We start from the raw sequence: 23,301 nt of genomic DNA, 5'->3' as shown, positions 1-23,301 counted from the left end.
AGGGCGCGGCCCGGCCCGTCCGGATCAGACTTCTAGCACTTCTTCCAGGAGATGTGGTAGATCGTCTTGACGCTGCCGTCGGTGGAGTCGAAGGACATGAAGCTCGTCTCCTTCGAACTGCCCTTGTTCACGCGCAGCTCGGTGTTGACGTTGAGGTTGCGCTCCTCACCACAGGGCTTCCAGACCAGCTCGGCGATCTCGGTGCGGTCCGTGAACTGCCAGTTGTTGGAGTACGGGCCGTTGATGTTGTGAGACTTGGGCGTCGTCTGCGACATGCCCTGGAAGTAGTAGTTCGCGCGTTCCATACCGGATGCGCCCTTGGCCAGATGCGCGAATCCGCGGTAGTCCGCGCTCGCGATCGCATACGTGAATCCCTGCGGGATGTTGATCTGCATGCTGATCTGGCAGTTCTTGCGCATGTCCGTCGGGTTGGAGTCCCCGCCAGCCTGCGCCATGTAGTCGCTGTAGGTGACGGTGAACGCCGTGGCGTCACTCGACGGGGCCACCGCGGTGGTGCCGGCGGGGCAGCCGGAGCCGTTCACGGTCTTCACATCGATGGTGATCTTGTCGGGAGCCGCGAGAGTGTTCGCAGAGGCCGACGGGACAACGCCCGCGGTCAGGGACAGGGCGGCGAGGCAGGCTGCCGAAGCAGTCACTCCTTTGCGCATGGATTTCTCCTTTGGGGGTTTGCGCGGGGTGATGCGGGAGGATTACGGGCAGGTCTTCCACGAGAAGTGGTACGTGGTCTTGATGCTGCCGTCCGTCGAGTCCATGGCGATGAAGCTGGTCTTCGTCTTGTCGGTGCCGGCCGTCGCGCGGACCTCGGTGTTGATGTTGAAGTTCCGCTGCTCGCCGCACTTCTTCCAGACGATGGCGCCCACCGGGATCTTGTCGGTGAACTGCCAGTTGTTGTCGTAGGCGCCCGGGATGTTGTGCTGGATCACCCCGGTCGGCGAGTTGCCCTGGAACCAGTAGCTGGCCTTCTGGACGCCCGTCGCGCCCTTCTCCAGGTAGGCGTACCCGCGGTAGTCCGTCTGCGCGATGCCGTAGGTGAAGCCCTGCGGGACGTGCACCTTCATGCTGATCACACAGTTCTTACGGCCATCGGTGGGCTTGGAGTTGCCGCCCGCCTGCGCCATGTAGTCGCTGTAGGTGACCGTGAAGGCTTCCTTGTCGTCCGAGATGGCCACCGCCGTGGTGCCGGCCGGGCAGCCGGAGCCGTTGACGGTCGCGATGTCGATGGTGACGCCGTCGGGCCCGCGGGTGAGGAGCCGCGAGGACGCGGCGGTGGCGGGCGCGATGGACGCCGCGGTCAGCCCAAGCGCCGCGGCGGCCGCGGTCAGCCCAAGCGCCGCGGCGGCCGCGGCGGTAATGGCGATCCCTTTACGCATGTGATTCCCTCTTCGCTGGGAGTGGACGCATTTTTTTCTTCGGCGACCGAAGAGAGGCGAGTACCGCTAATCCGGATTAATCGGCACTCGTCAATGGACGTAGATCCAGGATCTGGAATGGAGCGTAACTTTCACACCTGGTGGTGTCAATCATCGGTTTTTAACTTTTCTTGACCTGCATTCAATTAGTTAGGCGGCACATACCGTCAATCTTGATCATCGATTATCGAATGTCAACGGCCAGGTTTTTGACAAGGACCGTTCCATTAAGATGATCATCATCGATAAACCCCGCCGCGGCGGCCGTGTGCGGACACCGTCCGCAGGTCAGCGGGCCGCGCGGACGGCGGGAGGCATGGGCCGCACGGACCGCGCGCGGAGGTCTTCGGAAGTGTCCGCGTCCACCGCGTCGGCCTCGCTGACCTGGAAGAACGCAACAGGTGACACAGCGGCCACCACCGCCGGCGGCCGGGGACGAAGACCATCAACAGCGGAAAACCGCGTTCCACTTCGGCCTTGGCGGCCACTGGAGATGGCGCGCCGCCGGAAGGCACGACAATGTCTCTCTTCGTGTCTTTCCCTTCGCGCATTGCGACGGAAACGGGGGGTTCCCGGGCACCTGGCACTGTTGAAAGGGCCGGCTGTTAAATGATTCGGCGTTGGAAGCGGCGCGGCGGCCGCCCCTGTGGATGGGGACGGCCGCCGCGCCATGGCGAGACCGAACGCGGCGAGACCGGCCGGTGCGGCCGGTCTCGCTCTGTCGTGGGACGCGCTGCCACCTGGTGGAGGACGTCAGCAGTACTGGTCCTGCTTGCCGATCGCCCGGTACGGGCAGTCCGCGTAACCGGTCAGGGCCAGCACGGCCGCGCGGTTGCGGGACGTCTCCCGGGCGATGACCTCGTCCGGCGGGTAGAAGTCGGCGTTCCGCGGATACATCTCGAACGTGTACGAGAAGATGTCGTGCTCGGCCCACATCCAGTCGTTGACCGACCCGTCGGTGATGTACAGGTCGCTGGACTGCTGCGGCGTGTAGCGGTTCGTCGCCGCCATCTCGCGGCCGATCGTGGCGAACGTGCGGTTCGCGTCCGCGCTCATGTCGGGCCCGGTGTCGTCGTAGGTGTGGCCCATCGGCCACAGCACCAGCTCGCTGTAGGTGTGGAAGTCGATGTGCGCTTTGATCTGCTGCTTGCCGCCGACGACGCGGCTGCGCACGTAGTTCGCGACCGCCTTTGTCTCGACCCCGGCCTCCGGCGCGGGCCCGCGGTAGGTCTCGGCGCCCGGGGTGCCGGACGAGCCGCCGCAGCAGCCCCACTTGTAGGCCCAGTTGCGATTGAGGTCGATGCCGATCGCGCCCGTGACCGGCTGCCGGTTGTGGCGCCACATCCGGTACTGGGGGACTGCGATGTCGTACTCCAGGCCGTCCGGGTTCACCGACGCGATGATCACGATCTCCCGGCCGTCGACCAGTTCGGTGATCTTGCTGTCGGAGCCGTGGCCGTCGGTGAAGAGATTGGCGGCGTAGAGCGCCATCTCGGGGGTGAGGTGCTCGCGGGCGTGCTGGTTGGCGGTGAACAGGACTTCGGGCTCGTCCTCGTCGGACGCCACATTGTCGCTGATCTTGATGGCCGGGATATCGCGGCCCTGGTAGGTCCGGCCGACGGTCACCCGCTGCGCGATCGCCGGGTGCTCCCGGACGATCTTGTCGAGCTCGGCGACGATCTCCGCGTAGTCGTGGTAGAGCGCGTCCTCGGGCGGATATCCGAGTTTCAGGGCGAGCTCGTCCACCCGGAAGCCCATCTTCCTGATCAGCCCGGCCTGGGCGGGCTGGCCGGTGATCACGACCGAGTCCTTCTTGACCTCGTCGATGGACACTCCGGTGCCGGCGATGGCCGTCCGCTCCTCGCGGGTGTCGGGGCCGGTCACCGTGTAGCGATGCGGGAGGGACTCGGTGGCCTGGGCGGGAGCCTTGCCGTAGGAGCCGTAGGAGCCGTAGGAGCCGTAGGAGCCGTTCGGGCCGTTCGCGTTGGCGAGGGCGGAGGGGAGCGCGAGCGAGGTCGCGGCCAGCAGGGCGCCGGCCGCGATGGCGAGGGGACGTTTTCGCATAGGGAATCTCCGTTGCCTTCCGTGAAGCACGGCTGCTTTCCGTGAAGCACGACGGCGGGCCGGCGATAAACCCCCGGCTGTGCGGCCTGGCCGCCTTTTCATTCCCCGTGATTTGCTATATTGAGATCATCGCCGGATGGAACAATCCGCGATGAGTTAAGCGGGCACCCCGTATTGTTACGACGGCCGCGCGCGCCGGACAAGGCCGCGGAGCGCAGAAATTATTGACGCTGTCAGGTAGTGACAAGACCCTGAACCAGGACGCGCGGGACGCCGATCAGAATGTGCCAGGCACGCGGCCGGGGAAATACGGGCGGATCCCGTGGACGCATCTCCGGGAGAGACCAGGGCCGGGAGCCTGTGCCCTGCGGAAGATGCGGCCACGGGACGTCCACCCGCCAAGACCGGTCGCCTAAGGCCGGTCAGCCGAGACCGGTCAGCCGAGGCCGGTCACGTTGAGCAGCCTGTTCGGGGAGCCGCTGCCAGGGTTGCCGACCTTGCCCGACTCGGCCGCGCTCACCAGCGCGTCGTGCATCTGCTGCGCGGTGGCGCCCGGGTGGGCGGACAGGTACAGCGCGGCGGCGCCCGCCACGTGCGGCGACGCCATCGACGTGCCGTTCATCGAGGCCGTCCCGCCGCCCATCCGCGTGGAGACGATGCTGCTGCCCGGCGCGAACAGGTCGAGGCAGCGGCCGTAGTTGGAGAAGCTCGACCGGGCGTCACCCTGGGCCGTCGAGCCGACCGTGAGCGCCGAGGGCTCCCGCGCGGGGCTGGAGTTGCACGCGTTGGTGGACGCGTTGCCCGCGGCGACCGCGAACACGACGCCGTCCTGCGCCGCGCCGCGCACCGCAGCGTCCACGCTGGCGGACGCGGGTCCGCTGAGGCTCATGTTGCCGACCGCGGGACCGGACGCGTTCCGCGCCGCCCATTCGATGCCGGAGATGACCCCGGAGTAGGGGCCGCTGCCCGCGCAGTCCAGCACCCGCACGGCGACGATGGTCGCCTTCTTCGCGACGCCGTAGTCCTTGCTGCCGACGGTGCCTGACACGTGGGTGCCGTGGCCCTGGCAGTCGTCGGCGTCGTTGTCGTCGTCGATGAAGTCGTAGCCGCTCTTGGCGCGGCCCTCGAAGTTGGGGTGCGAGAGGTCCGTGCCGGTGTCGGCGACGTAGACGGTCACGCCCGCGCCCTCGTTCGGGTAGGCGTAGACCCTGTTCATCGAGCCGTCGATCCGGTCGAGGCCCCACGACGGCGGGTTCTGCTGCTCGCCGGCGGCGTGCGCGAGGACGTCCGCCTCGACGTACCGCACCTCGGGAGCGGCGGCTAGCTTCCGGGCCTGCGCCTTGCTGGCCTTCACGGCGAAACCGCGGAAGACCGTCGAGTACACCCGGTCGACCTTGCCGCCGTGGGCGGCGACCAGATCCTGCGCCTCGGCGCGGACGGCCGCCGCACCACCCGGCCGGACGGACGGCGCGCCCTTCAGCGCCACGATGTAGCTGCCGGGGATCACGCCGGGCGCGGCGGCGTTCCGGATCTCGGTCTTGGCGGGGACCGGGGCGGCGGCGGGGGCGGGGGGCGCCGGCGGGACCGCCTGCCCGGCAGTGCCGGTCTGCCCGGCCATGCCGGTCTGGCCCGCCAGGGCGGTCCCGCCGGACACTGTGAGCGCCGCCGCCAGCGCGGCGACGCCGAGGCCACCGAACGTGCTGAGCCGTCTCTTGTTCATATGCATCCCTCTGCTCCTCCGTGGGGGTCGCCTGAGCCGCGGGGGGTGGGCTCAGGCCGGGGGCGAGGTTCACTTTCGCCGCCTGAGCAGGGGCTTACAATCCGTGCTGCGGTAGGTAGAGGTACGTAATCAAGTGCCGGCGACCGGCGGCTTCACATCCGGCCGACCTCGGCCCGCGAACTCACGTTGAGCTTGCGCAGCACCTTGGCGACGTGCTGCTCGACGGTCCGCGTCGACAGGAACAGCGCGTCGGCGATCTGCCGGTTGGTGTGGCCGAGCGCGACCAGCCGGGCCACCTCGCTCTCGCGGGGTGACAGCTGGTCGCCGTAGCCGCGGCGGCCCCGCCGGGACGGCACCGTGACGCCGTGCCCGCGCAGCACCCGGCGGCAGCGCGCGGCGTCCCGGAGCGCGCCGAGCTCGCCGAACTCCTCCGCGAGCAGCGCGAGGTCCCGGGCCCCGCGCTCGTCGCCCGCGGTCATCCGGCACCGGGCCGCCGCCTCCGCGGCGCGGGCCGCCTCGTACGGCTGCGGCAGCGCGGCATAGGCCGCGTGCGCGGCGGCGAACGCCTCGATCGCCTCCGCCGGACGTTCGCGTCCCAGGGCGAGGACGCCCCGGCACGCGGGCAGCGCGGCGGCGGCCAGCAGAGCGTCCCGGCCCGCGATGCCCTCGGCGAACTCGGCGGTCAGCCGCTCGGCCTCCGCGAGCGAGCCGCCGCGCACCAGCGCGACGACGGCCATCGGGACCAGGTCGCCCGCCCACACCCAGATGCCCTTCCGGCGCAGCCGGGCGATGCCGCGCTCCGCCTCGGCGCGGCCCCCGGCCAGGTCGCCGCGGGCGATCAGCAGCCGGGTCATGGCGCCCGACGCGGCGGCGAGGACGGTCACGGGCGCGTTGCCGGGGTCGGCGAGCCCGGCGGCGTTCAGCTCCTCCGCCGCCGTGTCCCAGTCGCCGACCGCCGACGCCAGCAGCCCGAGGACGAGATGCGCGTCGGAGGCGATCCCGGAGACGCCGTGGACCGCCTCCAGCGTCCGCCGCGCCCGTTCGGCGAGCCCGTCCCAGCGGCCCGTGTACCAGTCGAGGCGCAGCGCGGTGCCGTCCACGATGCCCTCGTAGAACGCGGCGCCGCACTCGGCGGCGAGCCGACCGCCCTCGGCGCGGAACCGCTGCGCCCGCGCGTAATGCCCGAGCCAGGTGGCGGCGTCGGCGAAGTTCCCGCAGGCGCGGGCGATCTGCCGGCGGTCCGCGTCCAGGTCCGTGCACGGGTCGGTGGCCGGATCGGTGGCCGCTGCGGCGCCGCCGATGAGGGCCTCGGCCTGTGCCCAGGCGGCGGAGTCTCCCGCGGACATCAGCAGCGCCAGATGGTTCCCCCGGACCGCCGTCCGCACGGCGGGGTCGCAGGGGTCGCTCACCTCGGCCACCAGGTCCTCGGCCCGCTCGATCCAGCGGCGGCAGACGTCGTAGGGCCGGTCGTCCCAGATCGTCATCGCCAGGGCCGCCATGCCGCGGGCCGCGAGCGCGGGACGGTCCCGCAGCTCCTCGACGGCGGCCTCGATGCAGATGCGGCCCGCCTCGTAGTCGCCGATCTGGTTGCGCAGGAGCAGCCCGACGTTCAGCCTGATCTCGCCGCGCACGTCGTCGGGGACGTGCTCGTCCCGGACGACGGTGCTCAGCAGCTCGACGGCCCTGCGGTGGGTGAGCCCGAGCACCGCGTCCCGGCTCAGCTCGACCGCGATCCGGGCCCGTTCCGCACGCCCGAGCCGGGCGTCGGACAGCAGTTCCTCCAGGAGCTCCACGGCGACGGCGAAGTCGCCCATCTCGCGGGCCGTCGCGGCGGCGGCCTCGGCGTGGCGCTGCCACTCGGCCACCATCCCGGCCTCCCGCGCGTGGTAGGCGAGCTGGACGAGCGGCGGCGTTTCGTCACTCGCCGGCGCCTGCAACGCGCGCATGGCCCGGCGGTGCAGCAGGCGCCGGTCCGGGCCGGGCAGCGCGGAGTAGACGGCCTGCTGGGCGAGCGTGTGCCGGAACCCGTACCTGTCCTGGCCCCACTCGTGCAGGACCCCGGCGAGCAGCGCCTCGCGGACGGCGGACGGCCCGTCCTCCCCCGGCGGCCCGTCCTCCTTCGGCGGCGCCCCGCCCGCCACGGCGCCGATCAGCGCCTCCCCCGCCGGGACGCGGAGCACCGAGGCGGCCCGGACGGCGCCGGCCGCCGCGGGCGAGAGCAGGCTCATCCGGTCGGCGATGGCGTCCTGGAGGAGCGCGGGCACCTCCAGGTCATCGAGGACACCGCCGTCGAGGACGCCGCCGTCGGCCGCCGCCGCGTCGCGCCCCCGGGCGCCGCCGGGCAGTGCGCGGACGACCTCCTCCACCACGAACGGGATGCCCGCCGTCCGCCGGTGCAGCTCGCCGGCGAGGCCCGCCGTGAGCTCCGCGACGCCGGTGATCGCGGTGAACATGCCGCGCACGCCCTGGACGTCGAGCGGCTCCAGCGACAGGAACACCGCGGTGATGCCAGGCGGGGGCCGGTACGCGCGGCCCAGCGGGAGCCGCGCGCCGGGCAGGTCCTCGCGGCGGTAGCTGAGCACCGTGGACAGCCCGGCGGGCGGCTCGTCCACGAGGAAGCGCAGCAGGTCGCGGGTGCCGTCGTCGGCCCAGTGCAGGTCCTCGACGATCATGACGGTGTCGCCGAGCGCGGCCAGCAGTGCCCGGACGGCGCGGAACAGCCTGTGCTCCCGGGCGCGCACGTCCTGCAGCGGGTCGGGCGCGGGCGGCAGCCGGTCGGCGAGTTCCGGCAGATAGGGGCGCAGCGCGCCGCAGACGGGGCTGAGCCCGGCGACACGGTCCCCGCCCAGATGGCGCAGCAGTTCGAAGACGGGGCCGTACGGGAACGGCTCGCGGAGCGGATGGCAGATGCCGGACAGGACGCGTCGCCCGCGCGCCGACCGGTGCCGAAGCGCCTCGTGGATGAGCCGCGTCTTGCCGATCCCCGCCTCGCCCTCCACGAGCGCCACGGCCGGCGGATGCGTGACGGCCTCCAGCAAGGAGTGCAGCTCTCCCGAACGGCCGATCAGAACGGGCGCTGCCGGGGTGCGAATGAGCGGGGGGTTCATATGCGACTCCGGCGGGTGCGGCCGCGAGAACACCGTGACGGAGCGGTTTCGGGTGGTCACCGCGGTGCCGTCGAAGCTAAGCCTTCCGGGCGGCCGCGACAACCCCGCGGGGCCCGATTCGCGTGCCCGGGAAACGGCGTGTGTCCGGTCCGTCACCCAGTAGGTTGGTCGCGCGACGCGAGACATCGTCGTGTATGTCGCGAATGGACCGCGTCGGCCGATCGGCTGAGGGGAGTCACGGTGCGGCTGGGAGCGCTGATCGCCGGACGGTACCGGCTCGTCAAGGGGCCCATCCGCGGCGGGACGGGCGAGGTGTGGCACGCCGAGGACACCCTCCTGCCGCGCACCGTCGTGCTCAAGCGGGCGGCGTTCCGCGACGACCGCTCCGGCGCCTTCGACCGGTTGTGGTCGGAGGCGCGCGCGCAGGCGCGCTTCGACCATCCGCACGTGGTCACGCTGCACGACATCGTCGAGGAGGCGGAGGAGACGGGCGGGCAGGTGACGTCCTGGCTCGTCCTGGAGTATGTGCCGGGCGGCAGCCTGGACGCGTGGCCCGTGATGTCCCCGGAGGCCGCGGCCCGCGTCGGCGCGCAGATCGCCGCCGCGTTAGCCGCGCTGCACGCCCAGGGCATCGTGCACTGCGACGTCAAGCCGGGCAACATCGTCGTCACCGAGGACAGGACGGCCAAGCTCGCCGACTTCGGCGCCGCCTACCGGCTGGGCGGCACGGACACGATCACGCCGAACGGCCCCGTCAGCCACACGCCCGCGTTCGCCGCGCCGGAGGTCCTGCGCGGCAACCCGGAACCGGCGTCCGACGTGTACTCCTTGGGCGCCACCGTCTACGCGCTCGCCGTGGGCGAGCCGCCCGGAGCCGAGCCGGGATACGGCGGGCTGGGCCCGCTGGGCGGCGTCCTCGACACGCTGATGCGGGCGGCACCGGATGACCGGCCGGGCGCGGACGAGGCCCGCCGGATGCTGGACGAGGTGGCCGGGGCCGGCCGGCCGGAACCGCCCGGCCACTCCGCCCCGACCGAGAACGACGGCCCCAGCACCGAGCAGAAACGCCGAGCTGGACAGGAACGCGGGTGGCGGCGTGCGGCGGGTTTCGTGCGGCGGCATCCGCGGGCCGTCGCGGCGGCGGTGGTCGCGGTCGCGGCGGTGGCCGTCGCGGCCGCGGTGCTGATCCCCTCCGGCGGCCAGCGGGCACCGGCCCGGTCGAAGCCCGCCTCGCTGATCGGCGACCCGCGCACCGCCGACCCCTGCGCGCTCGCCGACCCGGCCGCGCTCGGCAGGTTCGGCGAGGCGGAACTCGACAACGACTACGGCAACTTCGACCGGTGCGACGTCCTCGTGAACGACGCCGTCGACGTCAGGATCGGCATGGCCAGCGGCTCGGGCCCGGAGGCGGGCCGCGGCGGCCCGGCGCGGACGATGGGGCGCGTGCGGGTGCTCGCCGAGGCGCCCGAGAAGGACGAGTGCGGCCGGATGCTGGTCCTGCCGTCCCCCGACGGCGGCACCACCATCTCGATCGACGCCCGGCAGGTCGAGGAGCCGCGGCCCGGGGACGCCCCCGCGCCGCTCTGCCCGATCGCCGACACCGCCGTCGCGTCCGCGGCCGCGGTGCTGAACCGCGGCCCGATCCCGCGCCGGACGCCGCCGTTCCCGCCGCGGTCGCTGGCGCACAAGGACGCCTGCACGATGCTCGGCAACGACGCGCTCGACGCCGTCCCGGGGATCGACGCGGGCGATCCCGAGGTCGGCTACGGCGGCTGGAACTGCGAGTGGCACAGCACCACCCAGGACATCCAGGTCAAGCTGCGGTTCGACCGCGGCCAGCCGCTCACCGCCGAGGACGGCAGCCCCACCCGGTTCGGCGCGCACCGCGCGTTCGTCGAACCGGACGGGGAGGGCGAGGGGACGTGCCTCGTCCGGGTCGTCCACCGCACGTACGCCGACCAGCACGGCGACGACGCGATCGAGATGCTGTTCCTCGTCGTGCAGGGCGACCCGTCCACGGAACGGCTGTGCTCGATGGCGACACGGCTGGGCGGCGCGGCCGCCGCACGCCTCCCCGCCGCCTGACCCCTGCGGCGAGCGGGCCCGTCCGCTAGCCGTCGATGAGGGCGAGGTCCTGGGTGCGGAGCCTGGTGTGGACCAGCAGCGCGACGATCAGGTTGTGGTTGAGCGCGTTGCCGATCGGCGGCGGGATCTCCTCCTCGCGCAGCCCGCCCACGTGCGGGCTGAGCCGGTTGCGCACCTCGGTGACGACGCGGGCGGCCTTCCGCCAGTTCCAGTTCTCCGCCGGGCGGAGCCTGCCGATCTCGTCGGCGACCTGCGCCCACGTGAGCGGCTGCGGCCAGGGCTCCTGCCGCAGGTACCGCTGGGCGAGGCACACCAGGACGAGCCGCTCCTGCTCGCTGAGCCGCCACGGGTTCGCGCGCTCGGCGATGGCGCGCTCGGCGTTCGCGCGCTCGGCGTCGGGGTCGTCCGGGTCGTAGGTCGCGAGCTCGTGCACGTCGATCGAGCCGGACGCGGCCTGTCCCGCCGCGATCCGCACCTCGAGGAGATGCTCCTGGCCGGGCGAGACGATGAACAGCGGCGTGTACATGACCGGCAGCTCCGCCCGGTGCCCGCCGAGCACCAGCCGCGATCCGGGGAACCGGATGGCGAGCTTGCCGAGGTTGTACAGCACCCAGCGGGAGTGCTCGCGGGTGATGATGCCGTGCTGGCGGCTGACGCGCGTGTCGTCCCCGCCGACGCAGACGTGGACGTCCGGCGCGCACCGTCCGAACACGACGTTGAACCGGGCGTCGGGCGACACCCGCATCCCGCCGTTCGAGCCCTTGACGAACAGCGTCCCGGGCTCGGCCGGGGGCAGGCCGGTGGCCAGGCTCCCGATCTCCTCCGGAAGGATGTCGACCTTGCCCTGCGGCTTCCGCATCATCGTCGACATGGGACCCCGTCCTCTCTGCGTGCACGCCCGCGCTCAGCGTAACCCGGCGCGGCGGGAGGGGTCCCGCTCCTGTTATGGCAGGGCTCAGTAGACGCCTTCGGCGCCTGCTCAGTAGACGCCTTCGGCGCCCAGGTCGGTGCCCGCGCTCCCCTGCCCGCTCATGACGTTGTTGCCGTCCACCTCGACGGTGAAGCTGCTCCCGCCGGACGGGGCCCGGTAGTCCAGCTTCCAGATGATCCGCGGGGGCCAGAGCGGCATCGGGACCGTCTTCCGCCAGGGCAGCTTCACGTCCTCCAGCTTCGTGGTGGTCCCGTTGACCATGTAGCTCAGCGAGGCGACCGTGCCGCTGCCCTCGACGGTGAAGGTGATGTCACCCCGCGTCCCGGTCGGTCTCGGCGAGGACGAGGCCGCCGATGACGCGGAGGCGGCGGGCGAAGCGGCGGACGTAGGCGCGGCCTCCGCGCCGGAGCCGCCACCGCCGCGCATGACGGCCCAGAGGCCGACCGGGATACCGATGCTGAGGAGCAGCGCGACGACGGCCGCGGCCCCGGCCAGCGCGACGTTGGGCCGCCGCGGCCCGCCCGGGTTCGTCGGCGTCCCGGGCGGAAGCGGAGGCGGGGGGCCCGCGAACCCCGGCGGCGCGTGGGTGGCGGGGGCGGGCGGTTCGAGCCGGGGGCGCGGGACGGGCGGGTTCTCGGCGGCCGTGCGCCGCCTGGCGATCTCGGCGGCGACGGCCGGCGGCAGCGACGCGGCGCCCCGCTCCCCGGGACCGACGCCGCGTCCGGCCAGGCGTTCGGCCAGTTCGGCGGCGGTCGGACGGCGGTCGGGATCGCGCTCCATGCACGTCTCGATCAGCGAGCGCAGTTCGGGGTCGTCGATCCCGTCCAGCCGGGGCGCCTCGGACTGGACGCGGCGCAGCTTCACATGCCACACGCCGTCGCCGAACGGCTCCCGTCCCGTGGCGGCGTACACCAGCGTCGACCCGAGCGAGAAGACGTCGCCGGCCGCACCGATCGCCGACCCCGCCGCCTGCTCCGGCGACATGAACCCGGCGGCACCGGCGCGCGTCCCGGGGCGGGAGACCGACGACGCCTCGATCGCGCGGGCGATGCCGAAGTCGATGACGCGCGGGCCGTCGGCGGTCAGCAGGACGTTCGCGGGGCTCAGGTCCCGGTGCACGACGCCCGCCTCGTGGATCGAGACGAGCGCCTCCGCGATCCCGGCCGCGAGCTCCCACACCGCGTCCGCCGCGAGCGGCCCGGACGACCGGACGGCGTCGCGCACCGACACCGAAGGCAGGTACTCGGTGACCAGCCAGGGGAGCTCGGCCTCCGGGTCGGCGTCGATGACCGCCGCCGTGAACCCGCCGCCGACCCGCCGCGCGACCGCCGCCTCGCGCTGGAAGCGGTCGCGGAACTCGTCGTCGGCGGCGAACTCGGGATGCACCACCTTGATGGCCACGGCCCGTCCGGCGGCGGAGCGGCCGAGGTAGACGACGCCCATCCCGCCGGACCCGATGCGGGCCAGGATGCGGTAGCGGCGTCCGTCTGTCTCGACCTCGCGGGGGTCGTCGGGCTCAAGGGGTCGCACGTGGTCCTCCGTCGGTGCGCGGTGTGGCGGGTGGTGGCGCGACGGCCCGGACGTCGCCGTTCTCCGTGGCGATGAAGACGAGCCCGTCCGCGGTCACGGGCCGGGTGCGGTTGGGCGCGTCGTCGCCGTACGTCCATTGGATGCGGCCGTCGGCGGTGCTCAGCGCGTAGAGGACGCCGTCGGTGCAGGAGACGTAGAGCGTGGGTCCGGCGAGGCCCAGCGCGGTCGCCTGGCCGCGCGGGTCGTCCGTCCGCCGGGACAGCAGTTCGCGTGACCAGAGCTGCCTGCCGGTCGCGCCGTCCAGGGCCAGGACCTCGCCGTCGGCCGCTTCGAGGAAGCAGCGGCCGCCGCCCGCCTGGCTGCCCCAGCCGCTGATGTCCGGCCGCTGCCAGGCGCGCGCGCCGTTGTCGGTCCGCACCGCGTGCATGGTTCCGAACCGGTCGACGGCGTAGACGAGGCCGTCGCCGACGACCTGGAAGTCGGGGTAGTCCATGGGGTATTTCCATCTGGTCTTGCCGGACGCGGCGTCCATGCCGATCAGGGCGTCCCCCGCCAGGAGGATCAGCAGGTCGCCCACCCCGGAGACCCCGTAGCGGCCGGGCAGCTTGGAGGTCCAGCGCCGCCGCCCGCTGGAACGGCTGAGCGCGGTGATCTCGTCGATGCCGAACACGATGACCGAGTCGGTGATCGCCAGCTCGTCGGTCGGGCCGCTCTCCTTGAAGGAGAGGTCATACGTCCACAGGGTCTTGCCGGTCGTGGTGCGGACCGCGCAGATCTGCCGGCCCTCGGCCTGCGCCAGGTAGGTGACGTCGCCGTAGGGGGTGGCCCGCATGCCGCCGTCGCGCGTCCATCTGATCTTGCCGGTGCGCGGGTCGAGGGCGTGGAGGATCTCGTTGCCGTCGTCGCCGTTCGCCAGCACCACCCCGCCACCGGCGGCGAGTTCCAGGTACCTGCCCTTCTTGCTGACGTGACGCTTCCACCGCGCGGCTCCGCCGGGCGGCGGCCCCTGCGGCGTCTCCGGGGCGCCGGACCGCCCCGAGGCGGCGGGGTCCCGGTTCGGGTCGCGGTCGTCGCCGGTCAGCCGCCACACGAGCGACCCGACCCCGGTCACGGTCATCAGCCCGGCACCGGCTCCGAGGAGGAGCGTCCGGCGCCCCGTCCCGGGAGGCGGGGGCAGCGTCCGCGGGCCGTCACCGAGGCCGGGGCCAGGGCCGGTGTCGGACGTCGCGACGCTGCTGAGGGCAAGGTTCTGGGGAGCCGGAGGAGCAGCGGGGTTCTCCAGCGGCGCGGCCTCGGTGGTGCGGCGGTCGATCTCCTCCGCGACGGCCGCGGGCAGCCAGCGGGTGCCGAGCAGGGACGGGGCGTCGTCGCCCGCCACTCCGAGCCGTTCGAGGACGCCCGCCGCGGACGGGCGGCTCTCCGGATCGAGCAGCAGGCACGCCCCGATCAGGTCGAGGAGCCAGGGCTCGGTGATCCCGCCGAGGTCGGCCTGCCCGTTCAGCACGCGCAGGTCGCGGGACTCCATCGGCCCGTCACCGAACGGCTCCTTCCCCGTCGCGGCGTACGCGAGCGTCGCACCGAGGACGAAGATGTCGGCGGACGGTTCGGCCTTCTCGGCGCGGAGCTGCTCGGGCGCCATGAACCCGGGCGTTCCGATGGGCGTGTTCGCGCGGGTGATGGTCACCGCGTCCTCCGGCCGGGAGATGCCGAAGTCGATCACCCGTGGCCCGCCCGCGGTGAGCATCACGTTGCCCGGCTTCAGGTCGCGGTGCACGACGCCTGCGCGGTGGATCTCGCCGAGCGCCTCGGCCAGCCCGGCGGCCAGCGGGCGGACGGCCGCCGGCGGCAGCGGCCCGAACCGCGTGACGGCCTCGCGTAACGACAGCCCCGGCAGGTAGGCGGTGACGAGCCACGGCGTCGGCGCGTCCGGGTCGGCGTCCAGCACGGGTGCGGTGAACGCGCCGGTCACCCGGCGGGCGGCGGCGACCTCCCGGCGGAACCGCGCGGCGAACCGCGGCTCCCCCGCGAACCGCCGCTGGATCACCTTGATCGCGACGGGCCGCCCGCTCGGCGACCGGCCGAGATACACCACGCCCATCCCGCCCGCGCCGAGCCGGCCGAGCAACCGGTACGGGCCCATCCGGTCGGGGTCGGCACCCTGAAGCGGTTGCAACGCCGTCCCCCTTCCGAATCCGATCAGTTGCACGATAGTCGCGGAGAGTGTCTCGGGACCGGTCCCGGAGCAACGGCGGTGAAATCGGGACGTGACCGACGAACGCGGAAAAGACGGCGCGGCCGGTGAAGGCCCACGTCCCGGACGGAATCCGCCCCGCGGTGGAACGCGACCGGTACGTCCGCCGCGCCCGTTGCGGGTCCACGCGTTCGAGCCGTACAGCCGGGCCAACGGCCCCGGCACCCGCGCGGTGGTGTGGCTGCAGGGCTGCACCCTCGCCTGTCCCGGCTGTTTCACCCCGGAAACGCACGCCGGCGGCGGCCTCGAGGTCACGGTCGACGAGATGTTCGCGCACATCGCCGTGCTCGGCGGCCGGATCGAGGGCGTGACGGTCAGCGGCGGCGAGCCGCTGCAGCAGTTCCGTCCGCTGCTGCGGCTGCTGACGCGCATCCGGGAGGAGACGTCCCTGTCGGTGCTGGTGCTCACCGGCTTCGGGTGGGACGAGATCGTCCGGATGCCGGGCGCGGCGGCGCTGCGCGAGCGCGTGGACGTCCTGCTGGCCGGACGGTACGAGCGCGACCTGCGTCTCGGGCGGGGGCTGCGCGGCTCGTCCAACAAGACCGTCCACCTGTTCACGGACCGCTACACGGCGTCCGACCTCTTGTAGCGGGGAGGCAGAATGCGGGGATGGCCAGGTGTCCTTGCGGAGTCGGTGACCGCTACCGGGATTGCTGCGGGCGGCTGCACCGCGGCGAGGCGTCCGCCGCGACGGCGGCTGAGCTGATGCGCTCACGCTTCAGCGCCTTCGCCAGGCAGGACGAGGCGTATCTGCTGGCCACCTGGCACCCGGCAACACGACCGGAGCAGATCGGCTTCGAGAACGCCCTGCGCTGGACGCAGCTCGAAATCGTCCGTGAGGAGGCCGGCGGCCCGGACGACGACAAGGGGATCGTGGAGTTCCGCGCCCGCTACGTCACCGGATCGGAGCCCGGGGAGCTGCACGAGGTGAGCCGCTTCGTCCGGCATGACGGTCGGTGGGTCTACGTCCGAGGCAAGATCATCCCTGCCGGGTAGGCTCCGCTGGCGTGGACGACCTGGACTGGGCGGCGCACCGTCCCGCGGTGTTCGGCGCGGCGTACCGGCTGCTCGGCAGCGTGGCGGAGGCCGAGGACGTCGTCCAGGACGTATGGCTGCGGGCCGAATCCGCCGACCGCTCTGGGGTCGAGAACCCGCGCGCGTGGCTGGTCACGATCGCGGCGCGCCTGGCCTACAACGTCCTCAAATCGGCCCGGGTCCGCCGCGAGACGTACACCGGCCCATGGCTCCCCGAGCCGCTGCCCACCGGCCCCGACGCCGCCGACCAGGTCATCGCGGACGAGTCGGTGAGCACCGCCATGCTCCTCGTCATGGAGGAGCTGACGCCGCCGGAGCGGGTGGCGTTCGTCCTGCACGACGTGTTCGACGTCCCGTTCGACCAGGTCGCCGGAGTGCTGGGGAACTCGTCGGCGGCATCCCGGAAACTCGCATCCCGAGCCCGCAAACGAGTAACGGAAGCCAGCGACCAGCACCCGGCGGCAACCCCCGCCGAACGGAGCCGAGTCCTGAAGGCGTTCCGCGCTGCAACAGACCAGGGCGACTTCGACCAGCTCCTGAAACTCCTGCACCCGGACGCCGTCTACATCGCGGACGGCGGCGGCAAGGTCGCGGCGTCCCGGCGTCCCGTACTCGGCGCCGCACGCATCGCCCGCCTCCTCGCCCGCGCCACAGCGCACTACCGGGTCGACCAGATCGCCTTCATCGAGCTCAACGGCGAGCTTTCGCTGGCCACCTACCGCGACGGCCGCCCCATCTGGATCGACACGGTCGAGATCGCCGGCGGCCGGATCACCGCCGTCCGCCGAGTGGCGAACCCGGAGAAGCTCGGTCACATCTGACCGGCCCGTCTTGTCTCCCTGCCGCAGACCAACCGGAGAGGGAGAGACAGATGCCGCACGTGGTGATCGTCGGAGGCGGTTTCGCCGGAATATGGAGCGCCGCCGCAGCCGCCCGGGTACGCGGGGGAAACGACCTGCGCATAACCCTGATCGCACCCGCCACGGACCTGATCCTGCGTCCTCGCCTATACGAGCCGGAGCCCGAACGCGCAGCCGTCGCCCTGAAGCGCATCCTGGACCCGATCGGGGTCGACCATCTACAAGCGGCAGTCCAGACCATAGACGTGGACGCCCACCGAGTCACAGCGGACGGTGCGGAAATCGCCTACGACCGCCTGGTCCTCGCCGCGGGAAGCCGTCTCGTCCGCCCCACCATCAAGGGCGCCGACCACCTCTTCGACGTGGACACCCTGCCCGCAGCCCAACGCCTCAGAGGCCACCTGCGAAACCGTGACGGATACACGGCAATCGTCGTCGGCGCCGGTTTCGCCGGCCTGGAAATCGCCACGGAACTGGCCGGACGGGGACGGGTCGTCCTGGTCGAGCAAGCCGGAGAGATAGCCCCCGACCTAGGATTCGGCCCCCGCCCAGCCATCGAGGTGGCCCTGGATCACCTAGCAATCGAACGACGCCTAGAAACGACGGTCACCGAGGTAAAGGAGAACGGCGCCGTCCTGACCGATGGCTCCTTCGTCCCCGCCGACGCGGTCATATGGACGGCGGGTCTCCAGGCGAGCCCCCTCACCGCACAGGTCCCCGGCGACCGCGACCGTCTCGGCCGCCTGATCGTCGACGAGCACCTCCGCGTGTCCGGCGACGTGTTCGCCGCCGGAGACGTCGCCGCGGCCCGCGCCGACGAGGGCCACTGGACGGTACAGAGCTGCCAGCACGCCGTCCCAATGGGCAAAACGGCCGGACACAACGCGGCGGCCGACCTGCTGGGCATCCCACTGGTCGACTTCGCCCCGGCCCCATACGTCACAGGCCTGGACCTAGGCGCGGCAGGCGCCGTCTACGCCCGCGGCTGGGACCGCCTGATCGCCCTCTCCGGCGCCGAAGGCAAATGGGTGAAGCGCTGGATCATGGACGTGATCCACCCCCCACTGGACGACCCCGCGACCATCTACGCCCACGCCGCCGCCATCACGACCCCGATCCCCTTCTGACCCGGCGAAGGCGCCTGTGCCGTCCCGCCGGGCCATCCGACGACCGGCCGGAACGTCCCGCGTCAGCCGCCGGGCCCGTCGGGACGGACACGGCGCAGGACGCGCAGCAGGTACTCCTCCCTGTTCAGGGGGTCGTGGTCGGTGCGGGGACGGGCCGGGACAGCGCCGTGGACGGGGGCGTAGTGGTCGAAGGCCGACTCCAGCACGCCCTCGCCGCTGGTCAGCGACGGGAGCCGCTGTTCCAGGTCGTGGACGCGGGCGGCCGGGATCTCCCCCTCGATCAGGTAGGCGTCACCCACGGACACGGGCTCCCCGGGGACGGCGCGGAGGCGTCCGAGGACGGGCAGGACCGCGCCATAGAGCTCGGCGGGGATCTCCAGCCGGAACCGGTGGACGGGCTCCAGGACCTCGGTGCCGGCCTCGGTCAGCGCGGCCATCAGGACCAGCGGGGTGAGATGGCGGAAGTCGCCGGCCGTGCTGGACATGCTCTTGTCGAACGTCGCGTGGGCGTGGCTCTGGCGGGGCCAGTAGCCGGAGTGGGTCATCGTCACCAGGCAGCCGGTGACCCGCCAGCCGTACAAGCCCTGCTCCAGGGTCTCCACAACGGTCTCCTCGACGGCACGGAAGAAGGTGAAGGGCATCGCCCCGAGCTCCACACCGAGCCGGAACTCCACCCCCGAGCCGGGCGGTGCCGGGTCGACCCGCAGGCCGACCGTGGCGAGGAACGGATTGGCCCCGGTGGCGATGACCTCCAGTGCGGACCCGCTCCCCACCGGACGCTCGACGCAGATCGTCGTCGTCTCCCGGAAGGTCACCTCGATGCCGAAGTCGTCGGCGAGCGTGGCCTGGACGACCTCCTTCTGGACCTCGCCGTAGAGCGAGACGGAGATCTCCCGCCGAACCGGGTCGGCGCGGAGCGCGATCAGCGGGTCCTGCTCGGCGAGCTGCGCCAGGGCGAGGTGGAGAGCGCCCCGGTCCACGCGCTCCGCCGGGACGACGACCGTCTCCAGGGTCGGCGGAGCGAACTGCCGGGCCTCCGGGTTCGGTGGCGCGACGGTCCCGATCGGATCGCCGACCCGGACCCCGTCCAGGCCGCGGATCCTGGCGATCAGCCCGGCTCCGGCCGCGGACCGCCGGACGACCTCCCCCTGGTCGAACACCTCGATCCCGGTGACCTTCCCCTCCTCGGCCGTCGTCTCGCCGTGGCGGATGGGGAGCCGGTCGCGGACGCGGACCGTGCCGGAGAACAGGCGCGCGTAGGCGACCCGCTCTCCGCCCGGACCGCGCTCGATCTTGAAGACGGTGCCCGACACAGGGCCGTCGGAGCGCCCCTCGCCGGTGGGCAGCAGCTCGGTGAGGCCCCCGATGAGATCGGGTACCCCCGCGCCGGTGATCGCCGAACCGAAGAAGAGCGGATGGACGAGGCCCTGCCGGGTCTGCGCGGCGAGCTCCGAGCGGAGCCGCGGGTAGGCGGGCGGCAGCTCCTCCAGGTAGGCATGGAGCAGGCCGTCGTCGTTCTCGGCGAGCAGTTCCAGTAGCCGGGCGGAGAAGCCGGAGTCGGCCTCCCCATAAGGGGTGCAGCGGGCATCGCGCGTACCGAGACCGGCGACCGAGCCCATCGGGATCACACCCGCGGCCAGCCGTTCGGAGATTCTCCGCAGCAGGTCCTCGTCCCGCGCCCCGGCCCTGTCGACCTTGTTGACGAAGACGAGGGTCGGGATGCCCAGCCGGCGCAGCACCCGCATCAGCACCCGGGTCTGCGCCTGGACCCCCTCCACCGCCGAGACCACCAGCACCGCGCCGTCGAGCACGCTGAGCACCCGTTCCACCTCGGCGATGAAGTCCGGGTGGCCGGGGGTGTCGATCAGGTTGACGGTGACCGCGTCCACGACGAAGGACACGACGGCGGACTTGATGGTGATCCCGCGCCGCCGTTCCAGCGCCAGGGAGTCGGTCCGGGCACTGCCGTCGTCGACGCTGCCGAGCTCGTCGATGACCCCGGCGGCGTACAGCAGCCGCTCGGTCAGGCTTGTCTTACCGGCGTCTACATGCGCCAATATCCCCAGGTTCAGTGTTCGCACTGACGTTCATGCCCCTTGCGTAGCCGATGGTGACCTGCTGGGTGGACATGAACGTGCGGCGCATCGCTTCCCCTGTTCTAACGACTTCTGCCCCCAGTACAGCCACGGTGCCCGAGTCCGCGCAACCGAGTTATCAGAGCCGGAGTTCGTCCCTAGAGCTGTATGAGGTGACCGTTTAGGCCCCAGCCGGGGTTGGCGTCGGTCACCGCCGAAGCGACCTGAGGCGGTCACCTTCTGCGGGGCTCGCGCGTCTGTGTGGGGACACCCGGACATCGAGGGGGAATCATGTACGTCGCGTACGTTGTGGTCACCGTTGTGACGGTCTTGGCCAATGCCTCTATCGTCGTCGCCGATCTGATGCGAGCCGACTTCGTTCTCGCCAACGCGGCCGAAGTGGGTGTGCGGCAGCGGTCCGTTCCGGCCTTGGCCGCGCTCAAGGCCGCCGGTGCGGGCGGGCTCGTCCTCGGGCTGCTGGGGCTGGACCTGATCGGCATCGCCGCGGCCGCTGGACTCGTGGCCTTCTTCGTCGGCGCGGTCGCCATTCATCTGTGGAAACGCGTTCTGCACAACATCGCGTTCCCGGGCACCTACCTCGCCCTGGCCGTCGCCTCCCTGGCTCTTGCTGCCACGCAGTGACGGCTAGGCCTGGCGCCATTCTGGGATCGTGTCGGGGGCATGTAGGCAGAAGTCGGGGGCTGCTTCCAATGCCTTTTCTTCGCCGCCGGGTGTGTAAGTGACTATCAGGCGGAGGGGGCGCCAGGTTGTGTTGTACGTGGAATGCCAGACGCCCTTGGGGATGTGGACGGCGTCGCCCTCTCGGATGGTGAACGGGTCGGCGTCGTCCACCATCTGGGTGGCCTCGCCGGAGATCACATAGATGATCTCCTCGGCGGTGGGGTGGTTGTGGCGCGCGTGGCCCTTGCCGGGGTTGACGATCACCTCGCCGAGCGTGCTGCTCGCGCCCGGCACGCCGGACGGGGTGACGAACCATTTGATCGAGCCCCAGTCGAAGGTCATCGTCGCCACGTCGCCGGGATTCAGCAGCATTCACAGCTCCAGGTTCTTGAAGGCGGCCACCTGCTGGGTGATGGCCCGCTCGGTCGGCAGCCGTTCGACGGAGGAGGCACCGAAGAAGCCCACGACGCCTTCGGTGCGGGACAGGACGTAGGCGGCGTCTTCCGGTTCGGCGATGGGGCCGCCGTGGCAGAGGACCAGGATGTCGGAGCGGACGGCGGACGCGGCGTCCCGCATCGCCTGCACTCGGGCGACTGCTTCGTCGAGGGAAAGGGCCGTGCCCGCGCCGATGCTGCCCTTGGTCGTGAGCCCTACGTGCGGGACCAGGACGTCTGCGCCTGCTTCCGCCATTGCCCGTGCCTGGTCCTCGTCGAAGACGTACGGGGCGGTGACCAGGTCGCGTTCGTGCGCCAGGCGCACCATTTCGATTTCCAGGTCGTAGCCCATGCCGGTCTCTTCGAGGTTCTGGCGGAACACCCCGTCGTAGAGGCCGACCGTCGGGAAGTTCTGTACGCCGGAGAAGCCCATCGCCTTGAGCTGGTCGAGGAATACCGGCATGAGGCGGAAGGGGTCGGTGCCGCATACTCCGGCCAGGACGGGTGTTTCCTTTACCACCGGGAGAACCTCGGACGCCATTTCCACGACGATCTGGTTCGCGTCCCCGTAGGGCAGGAGACCGGCGAGTGATCCGCGTCCCGCCATCCGGTAGCGGCCCGAGTTGTAGATGATGATCAGGTCGACGCCGCCCTCCTCCGCGCACTTGGCGGACAGGCCCGTGCCCGCTCCCGCGCCGATGATGGGCTGCCCCTCCGCGATGGTCCTCCTCAGCCGCGCGAGGACGTCCTGACGGTTCATTCCCCCTCCGAGATCATCTGGTGCAGCCGGTCGGCCATCGCGCGGCCGAACGCCGGGTCGTTGATGTTCAGGTCGAGACGTTCCGTGTCCACGGCGCCCTCCATCGCCGCGAAGCACGCCTCGTCCGCCTTCGGATCATGGAAGGGCATGCCGGGCGCGTCCAGCGCCGACACGCCTCCGAGCGGGATGAACAGGGTGGTGGGGCCGGTCGCGGCGGCCAGTTTCGCCGCCACGCGGCGCCCCAGCTCGGACATCTCGTCCGGCGTCGTTCGCATGAGGGTGACGGTGGGGTTGTGGACGTACAGGTTCCGTCCCGTGAACTGCTCCGGGACGGTCTCGCGCGGCCCGAAGTTGACCATGTCGAGGGCTCCCGGCGCCACCACCTGCGGGAGCCCGTGCCGGCCGGCTGCGGTGAGGCGGTCGGGTCCGGCCGACAGGACGCCGCCGACCAGGTCGTCCGCCAGTTCGGTCGTGGTCAGGTCGAGGACCCCGGCCAGCAGGCCGCTCTCCACGAGGCCCTCTAGGGCCCGGCCTCCGGCGCCGGTCGCGTGGAAGACCAGGACTTCGTAGCCGAGTTCGTCCAGGCGTTCGCGGGCGGCGTCCACCGCCGGTGTCGTGACCCCGAACATCGAGGCGCCCACGAGGGGACGTTCCTCGGCAGTGGGCGCAGGTGTGTGCGCTTTCGCCATTCCGGCCGCCGCTGCCGCCGCGTTGCCGAGGATCAAGCGTGATACCCGGTTCACGCCCGCTATGTCCACGACGCTGTACATCAGCGTGACGTCCTTGGCGCCCACGTAAGGGGTCACGTCACCGGAGGCCATTGTCGACACGATCAGCTTGGGCAGGCCGATCGGCAGGTCCCGGACGGCCCGTGCCGCTATGGACGAACCACCGCTCCCGCCTACGGCCAGCACGGCGTCGATCGGGTCCAGCCGGGCGAGGACGGCCGCCGCGCCTTCTCCCATGGCCGTGACCGCAGCGCCCCGGTCACCTGCGTCCCGTAGGGCCGCCAGTGATGTGCCGCCGGCCTGCGCGACCTCCTCGGCGGTGACGTCGGCGTCCACCTCGGACGGGCCCACGCCGACGTCGACCAGGACCGCGTCGCAGCCCAGTTCCCGCACCCGGTCACGCAGCCACGCGTACTCCGGCCCCTTGGTGTCCAGCGTCCCCACCAGTACGACAGTCGCCATACAGCCCTCCCATCCCGGTAC

18 protein-coding genes are annotated in these 23,301 nt (G+C 71.9%); 6 read left to right on the top strand and 12 right to left on the bottom strand.

Going from position 1 to position 23,301, the window contains the following annotated elements; all coding sequences use genetic code 11:
- Nucleotides 1-32 precede the first annotated feature (32 nt).
- The 5 genes from ACH34S_RS29310 to ACH34S_RS29290 all read right to left on the bottom strand — a co-directional run bounded on the left by ACH34S_RS29310 (nt 33) and on the right by ACH34S_RS29290 (nt 8,321).
- Nucleotides 33-668 (bottom strand): DUF4360 domain-containing protein, encoded by a 636-nt coding sequence (locus ACH34S_RS29310; protein WP_395956053.1) that lies wholly within the window; start codon nt 666-668, stop codon nt 33-35.
- Nucleotides 669-710: 42 nt separating this feature from the next.
- Nucleotides 711-1,391 carry a DUF4360 domain-containing protein gene (locus ACH34S_RS29305; protein WP_395956052.1) on the bottom strand — a complete coding sequence of 227 codons (681 nt, stop codon included), beginning with the start codon at nt 1,389-1,391 and terminating at the stop codon, nt 711-713.
- A 792-nt stretch (nt 1,392-2,183) separates the two neighbouring features.
- Nucleotides 2,184-3,494, bottom strand: coding sequence for a M14 family metallopeptidase (locus tag ACH34S_RS29300; RefSeq protein WP_395956051.1), 1,311 nt, complete (start codon nt 3,492-3,494; stop codon nt 2,184-2,186).
- 436 nt (nt 3,495-3,930) lie between these two features.
- Nucleotides 3,931-5,220, bottom strand: a complete 1,290-nt coding sequence (locus ACH34S_RS29295) for a S8 family peptidase (protein WP_395956050.1) — start codon at nt 5,218-5,220, stop codon at nt 3,931-3,933.
- Between the two features lie 146 nt (nt 5,221-5,366).
- Nucleotides 5,367-8,321, bottom strand: coding sequence for an ATP-binding protein (locus ACH34S_RS29290; protein ID WP_395956049.1), 2,955 nt, complete (start codon nt 8,319-8,321; stop codon nt 5,367-5,369).
- A 240-nt stretch (nt 8,322-8,561) separates the two neighbouring features.
- On the opposite strand from ACH34S_RS29290, the gene ACH34S_RS29285 reads away from it, so the two are divergent.
- Nucleotides 8,562-10,406 carry a serine/threonine-protein kinase gene (locus ACH34S_RS29285; RefSeq protein WP_395956048.1) on the top strand — a complete coding sequence of 615 codons (1,845 nt, stop codon included), beginning with the start codon at nt 8,562-8,564 and terminating at the stop codon, nt 10,404-10,406.
- Nucleotides 10,407-10,431: 25 nt separating this feature from the next.
- Here ACH34S_RS29285 and ACH34S_RS29280 read toward each other — a convergent pair whose 3' ends face one another.
- The 3 genes from ACH34S_RS29280 to ACH34S_RS29270 form a co-directional block, all read right to left on the bottom strand.
- Nucleotides 10,432-11,277, bottom strand: a complete 846-nt coding sequence (locus ACH34S_RS29280; protein WP_395956047.1) for a hypothetical protein — start codon at nt 11,275-11,277, stop codon at nt 10,432-10,434.
- A gap of 108 nt (nt 11,278-11,385) precedes the next feature.
- The gene (locus tag ACH34S_RS29275; protein ID WP_395956046.1) at nt 11,386-12,867 is read right to left on the bottom strand and encodes a serine/threonine-protein kinase; all 1,482 of its coding nucleotides are present in this window, start codon (nt 12,865-12,867) and stop codon (nt 11,386-11,388) included.
- The gene (locus ACH34S_RS29270) at nt 12,854-15,040 is read right to left on the bottom strand and encodes a PQQ-binding-like beta-propeller repeat protein (protein ID WP_395956045.1); all 2,187 of its coding nucleotides are present in this window, start codon (nt 15,038-15,040) and stop codon (nt 12,854-12,856) included. The genes ACH34S_RS29275 and ACH34S_RS29270 overlap by 14 nt, the downstream gene beginning before the upstream one ends.
- A 193-nt stretch (nt 15,041-15,233) precedes the next feature.
- Between ACH34S_RS29270 and ACH34S_RS29265 the strand changes: the two genes are divergently transcribed.
- Genes ACH34S_RS29265 through ACH34S_RS29250 form a run of 4 tightly spaced genes read left to right on the top strand, consistent with a single transcriptional unit; the run spans nt 15,234 to nt 18,140 of the window.
- Nucleotides 15,234-15,707 carry a 4Fe-4S single cluster domain-containing protein gene (locus ACH34S_RS29265; RefSeq protein WP_395956044.1) on the top strand — a complete coding sequence of 158 codons (474 nt, stop codon included), beginning with the start codon at nt 15,234-15,236 and terminating at the stop codon, nt 15,705-15,707.
- A gap of 20 nt (nt 15,708-15,727) precedes the next feature.
- Nucleotides 15,728-16,114 (top strand): YchJ family protein, encoded by a 387-nt coding sequence (locus ACH34S_RS29260; RefSeq protein ID WP_395956043.1) that lies wholly within the window; start codon nt 15,728-15,730, stop codon nt 16,112-16,114.
- A gap of 11 nt (nt 16,115-16,125) precedes the next feature.
- The gene (sigJ, locus tag ACH34S_RS29255) at nt 16,126-16,974 is read left to right on the top strand and encodes an RNA polymerase sigma factor SigJ (RefSeq protein ID WP_395956042.1); all 849 of its coding nucleotides are present in this window, start codon (nt 16,126-16,128) and stop codon (nt 16,972-16,974) included.
- Between the two features lie 50 nt (nt 16,975-17,024).
- Nucleotides 17,025-18,140 (top strand): NAD(P)/FAD-dependent oxidoreductase, encoded by a 1,116-nt coding sequence (locus ACH34S_RS29250; protein ID WP_395956041.1) that lies wholly within the window; start codon nt 17,025-17,027, stop codon nt 18,138-18,140.
- Between the two features lie 62 nt (nt 18,141-18,202).
- Here the strand turns inward: ACH34S_RS29250 and ACH34S_RS29245 are convergent, their stop codons facing one another.
- Complete coding sequence (locus ACH34S_RS29245) at nt 18,203-20,221, bottom strand: GTP-binding protein (RefSeq protein ID WP_395956040.1); 2,019 nt, start codon at nt 20,219-20,221, stop codon at nt 18,203-18,205.
- Between the two features lie 285 nt (nt 20,222-20,506).
- Between ACH34S_RS29245 and ACH34S_RS29240 the strand changes: the two genes are divergently transcribed.
- Nucleotides 20,507-20,857 (top strand): DoxX family protein, encoded by a 351-nt coding sequence (locus ACH34S_RS29240; RefSeq protein ID WP_395956039.1) that lies wholly within the window; start codon nt 20,507-20,509, stop codon nt 20,855-20,857.
- Nucleotides 20,858-20,860: 3 nt separating this feature from the next.
- Here ACH34S_RS29240 and ACH34S_RS29235 read toward each other — a convergent pair whose 3' ends face one another.
- The 3 genes from ACH34S_RS29235 to ACH34S_RS29225 are packed head-to-tail and all read right to left on the bottom strand — an operon-like array spanning nt 20,861 to nt 23,280.
- The gene (locus ACH34S_RS29235) at nt 20,861-21,268 is read right to left on the bottom strand and encodes a cupin domain-containing protein (protein ID WP_395956038.1); all 408 of its coding nucleotides are present in this window, start codon (nt 21,266-21,268) and stop codon (nt 20,861-20,863) included.
- Nucleotides 21,269-22,090 (bottom strand): phosphoenolpyruvate hydrolase family protein, encoded by an 822-nt coding sequence (locus ACH34S_RS29230; protein ID WP_395956037.1) that lies wholly within the window; start codon nt 22,088-22,090, stop codon nt 21,269-21,271.
- Nucleotides 22,087-23,280: a Tm-1-like ATP-binding domain-containing protein gene (locus ACH34S_RS29225; RefSeq protein ID WP_395956036.1), complete on the bottom strand. Its 1,194-nt coding sequence runs from the start codon at nt 23,278-23,280 to the stop codon at nt 22,087-22,089. Before ACH34S_RS29225 ends, ACH34S_RS29230 begins: the two co-directional genes overlap by 4 nt.
- Nucleotides 23,281-23,301 lie beyond the last annotated feature (21 nt).

The organism is Actinomadura sp. 3N508 (assembly GCF_044326375.1).
In the GTDB taxonomy this organism is placed as follows: domain Bacteria; phylum Actinomycetota; class Actinomycetes; order Streptosporangiales; family Streptosporangiaceae; genus Spirillospora.
This window is presented reverse-complemented; position numbering and strand designations above follow the sequence as displayed.

Coding starts and splice junctions, on each gene's coding strand:
- ACH34S_RS29310 (WP_395956053.1), bottom strand. CDS start 668: ATGCGCAAAGGAGTGACTGCTTCGGCAGCCTGCCTCGCCGCCCTGTCC.
- ACH34S_RS29305 (WP_395956052.1), bottom strand. CDS start 1,391: ATGCGTAAAGGGATCGCCATTACCGCCGCGGCCGCCGCGGCGCTTGGG.
- ACH34S_RS29300 (WP_395956051.1), bottom strand. CDS start 3,494: ATGCGAAAACGTCCCCTCGCCATCGCGGCCGGCGCCCTGCTGGCCGCG.
- ACH34S_RS29295 (WP_395956050.1), bottom strand. CDS start 5,220: ATGCATATGAACAAGAGACGGCTCAGCACGTTCGGTGGCCTCGGCGTC.
- ACH34S_RS29290 (WP_395956049.1), bottom strand. CDS start 8,321: ATGAACCCCCCGCTCATTCGCACCCCGGCAGCGCCCGTTCTGATCGGC.
- ACH34S_RS29280 (WP_395956047.1), bottom strand. CDS start 11,277: ATGTCGACGATGATGCGGAAGCCGCAGGGCAAGGTCGACATCCTTCCG.
- ACH34S_RS29260 (WP_395956043.1), top strand. CDS start 15,728: ATGGCCAGGTGTCCTTGCGGAGTCGGTGACCGCTACCGGGATTGCTGC.
- ACH34S_RS29250 (WP_395956041.1), top strand. CDS start 17,025: ATGCCGCACGTGGTGATCGTCGGAGGCGGTTTCGCCGGAATATGGAGC.
- ACH34S_RS29240 (WP_395956039.1), top strand. CDS start 20,507: ATGTACGTCGCGTACGTTGTGGTCACCGTTGTGACGGTCTTGGCCAAT.
- ACH34S_RS29235 (WP_395956038.1), bottom strand. CDS start 21,268: ATGCTGCTGAATCCCGGCGACGTGGCGACGATGACCTTCGACTGGGGC.
- ACH34S_RS29230 (WP_395956037.1), bottom strand. CDS start 22,090: ATGAACCGTCAGGACGTCCTCGCGCGGCTGAGGAGGACCATCGCGGAG.
- ACH34S_RS29225 (WP_395956036.1), bottom strand. CDS start 23,280: ATGGCGACTGTCGTACTGGTGGGGACGCTGGACACCAAGGGGCCGGAG.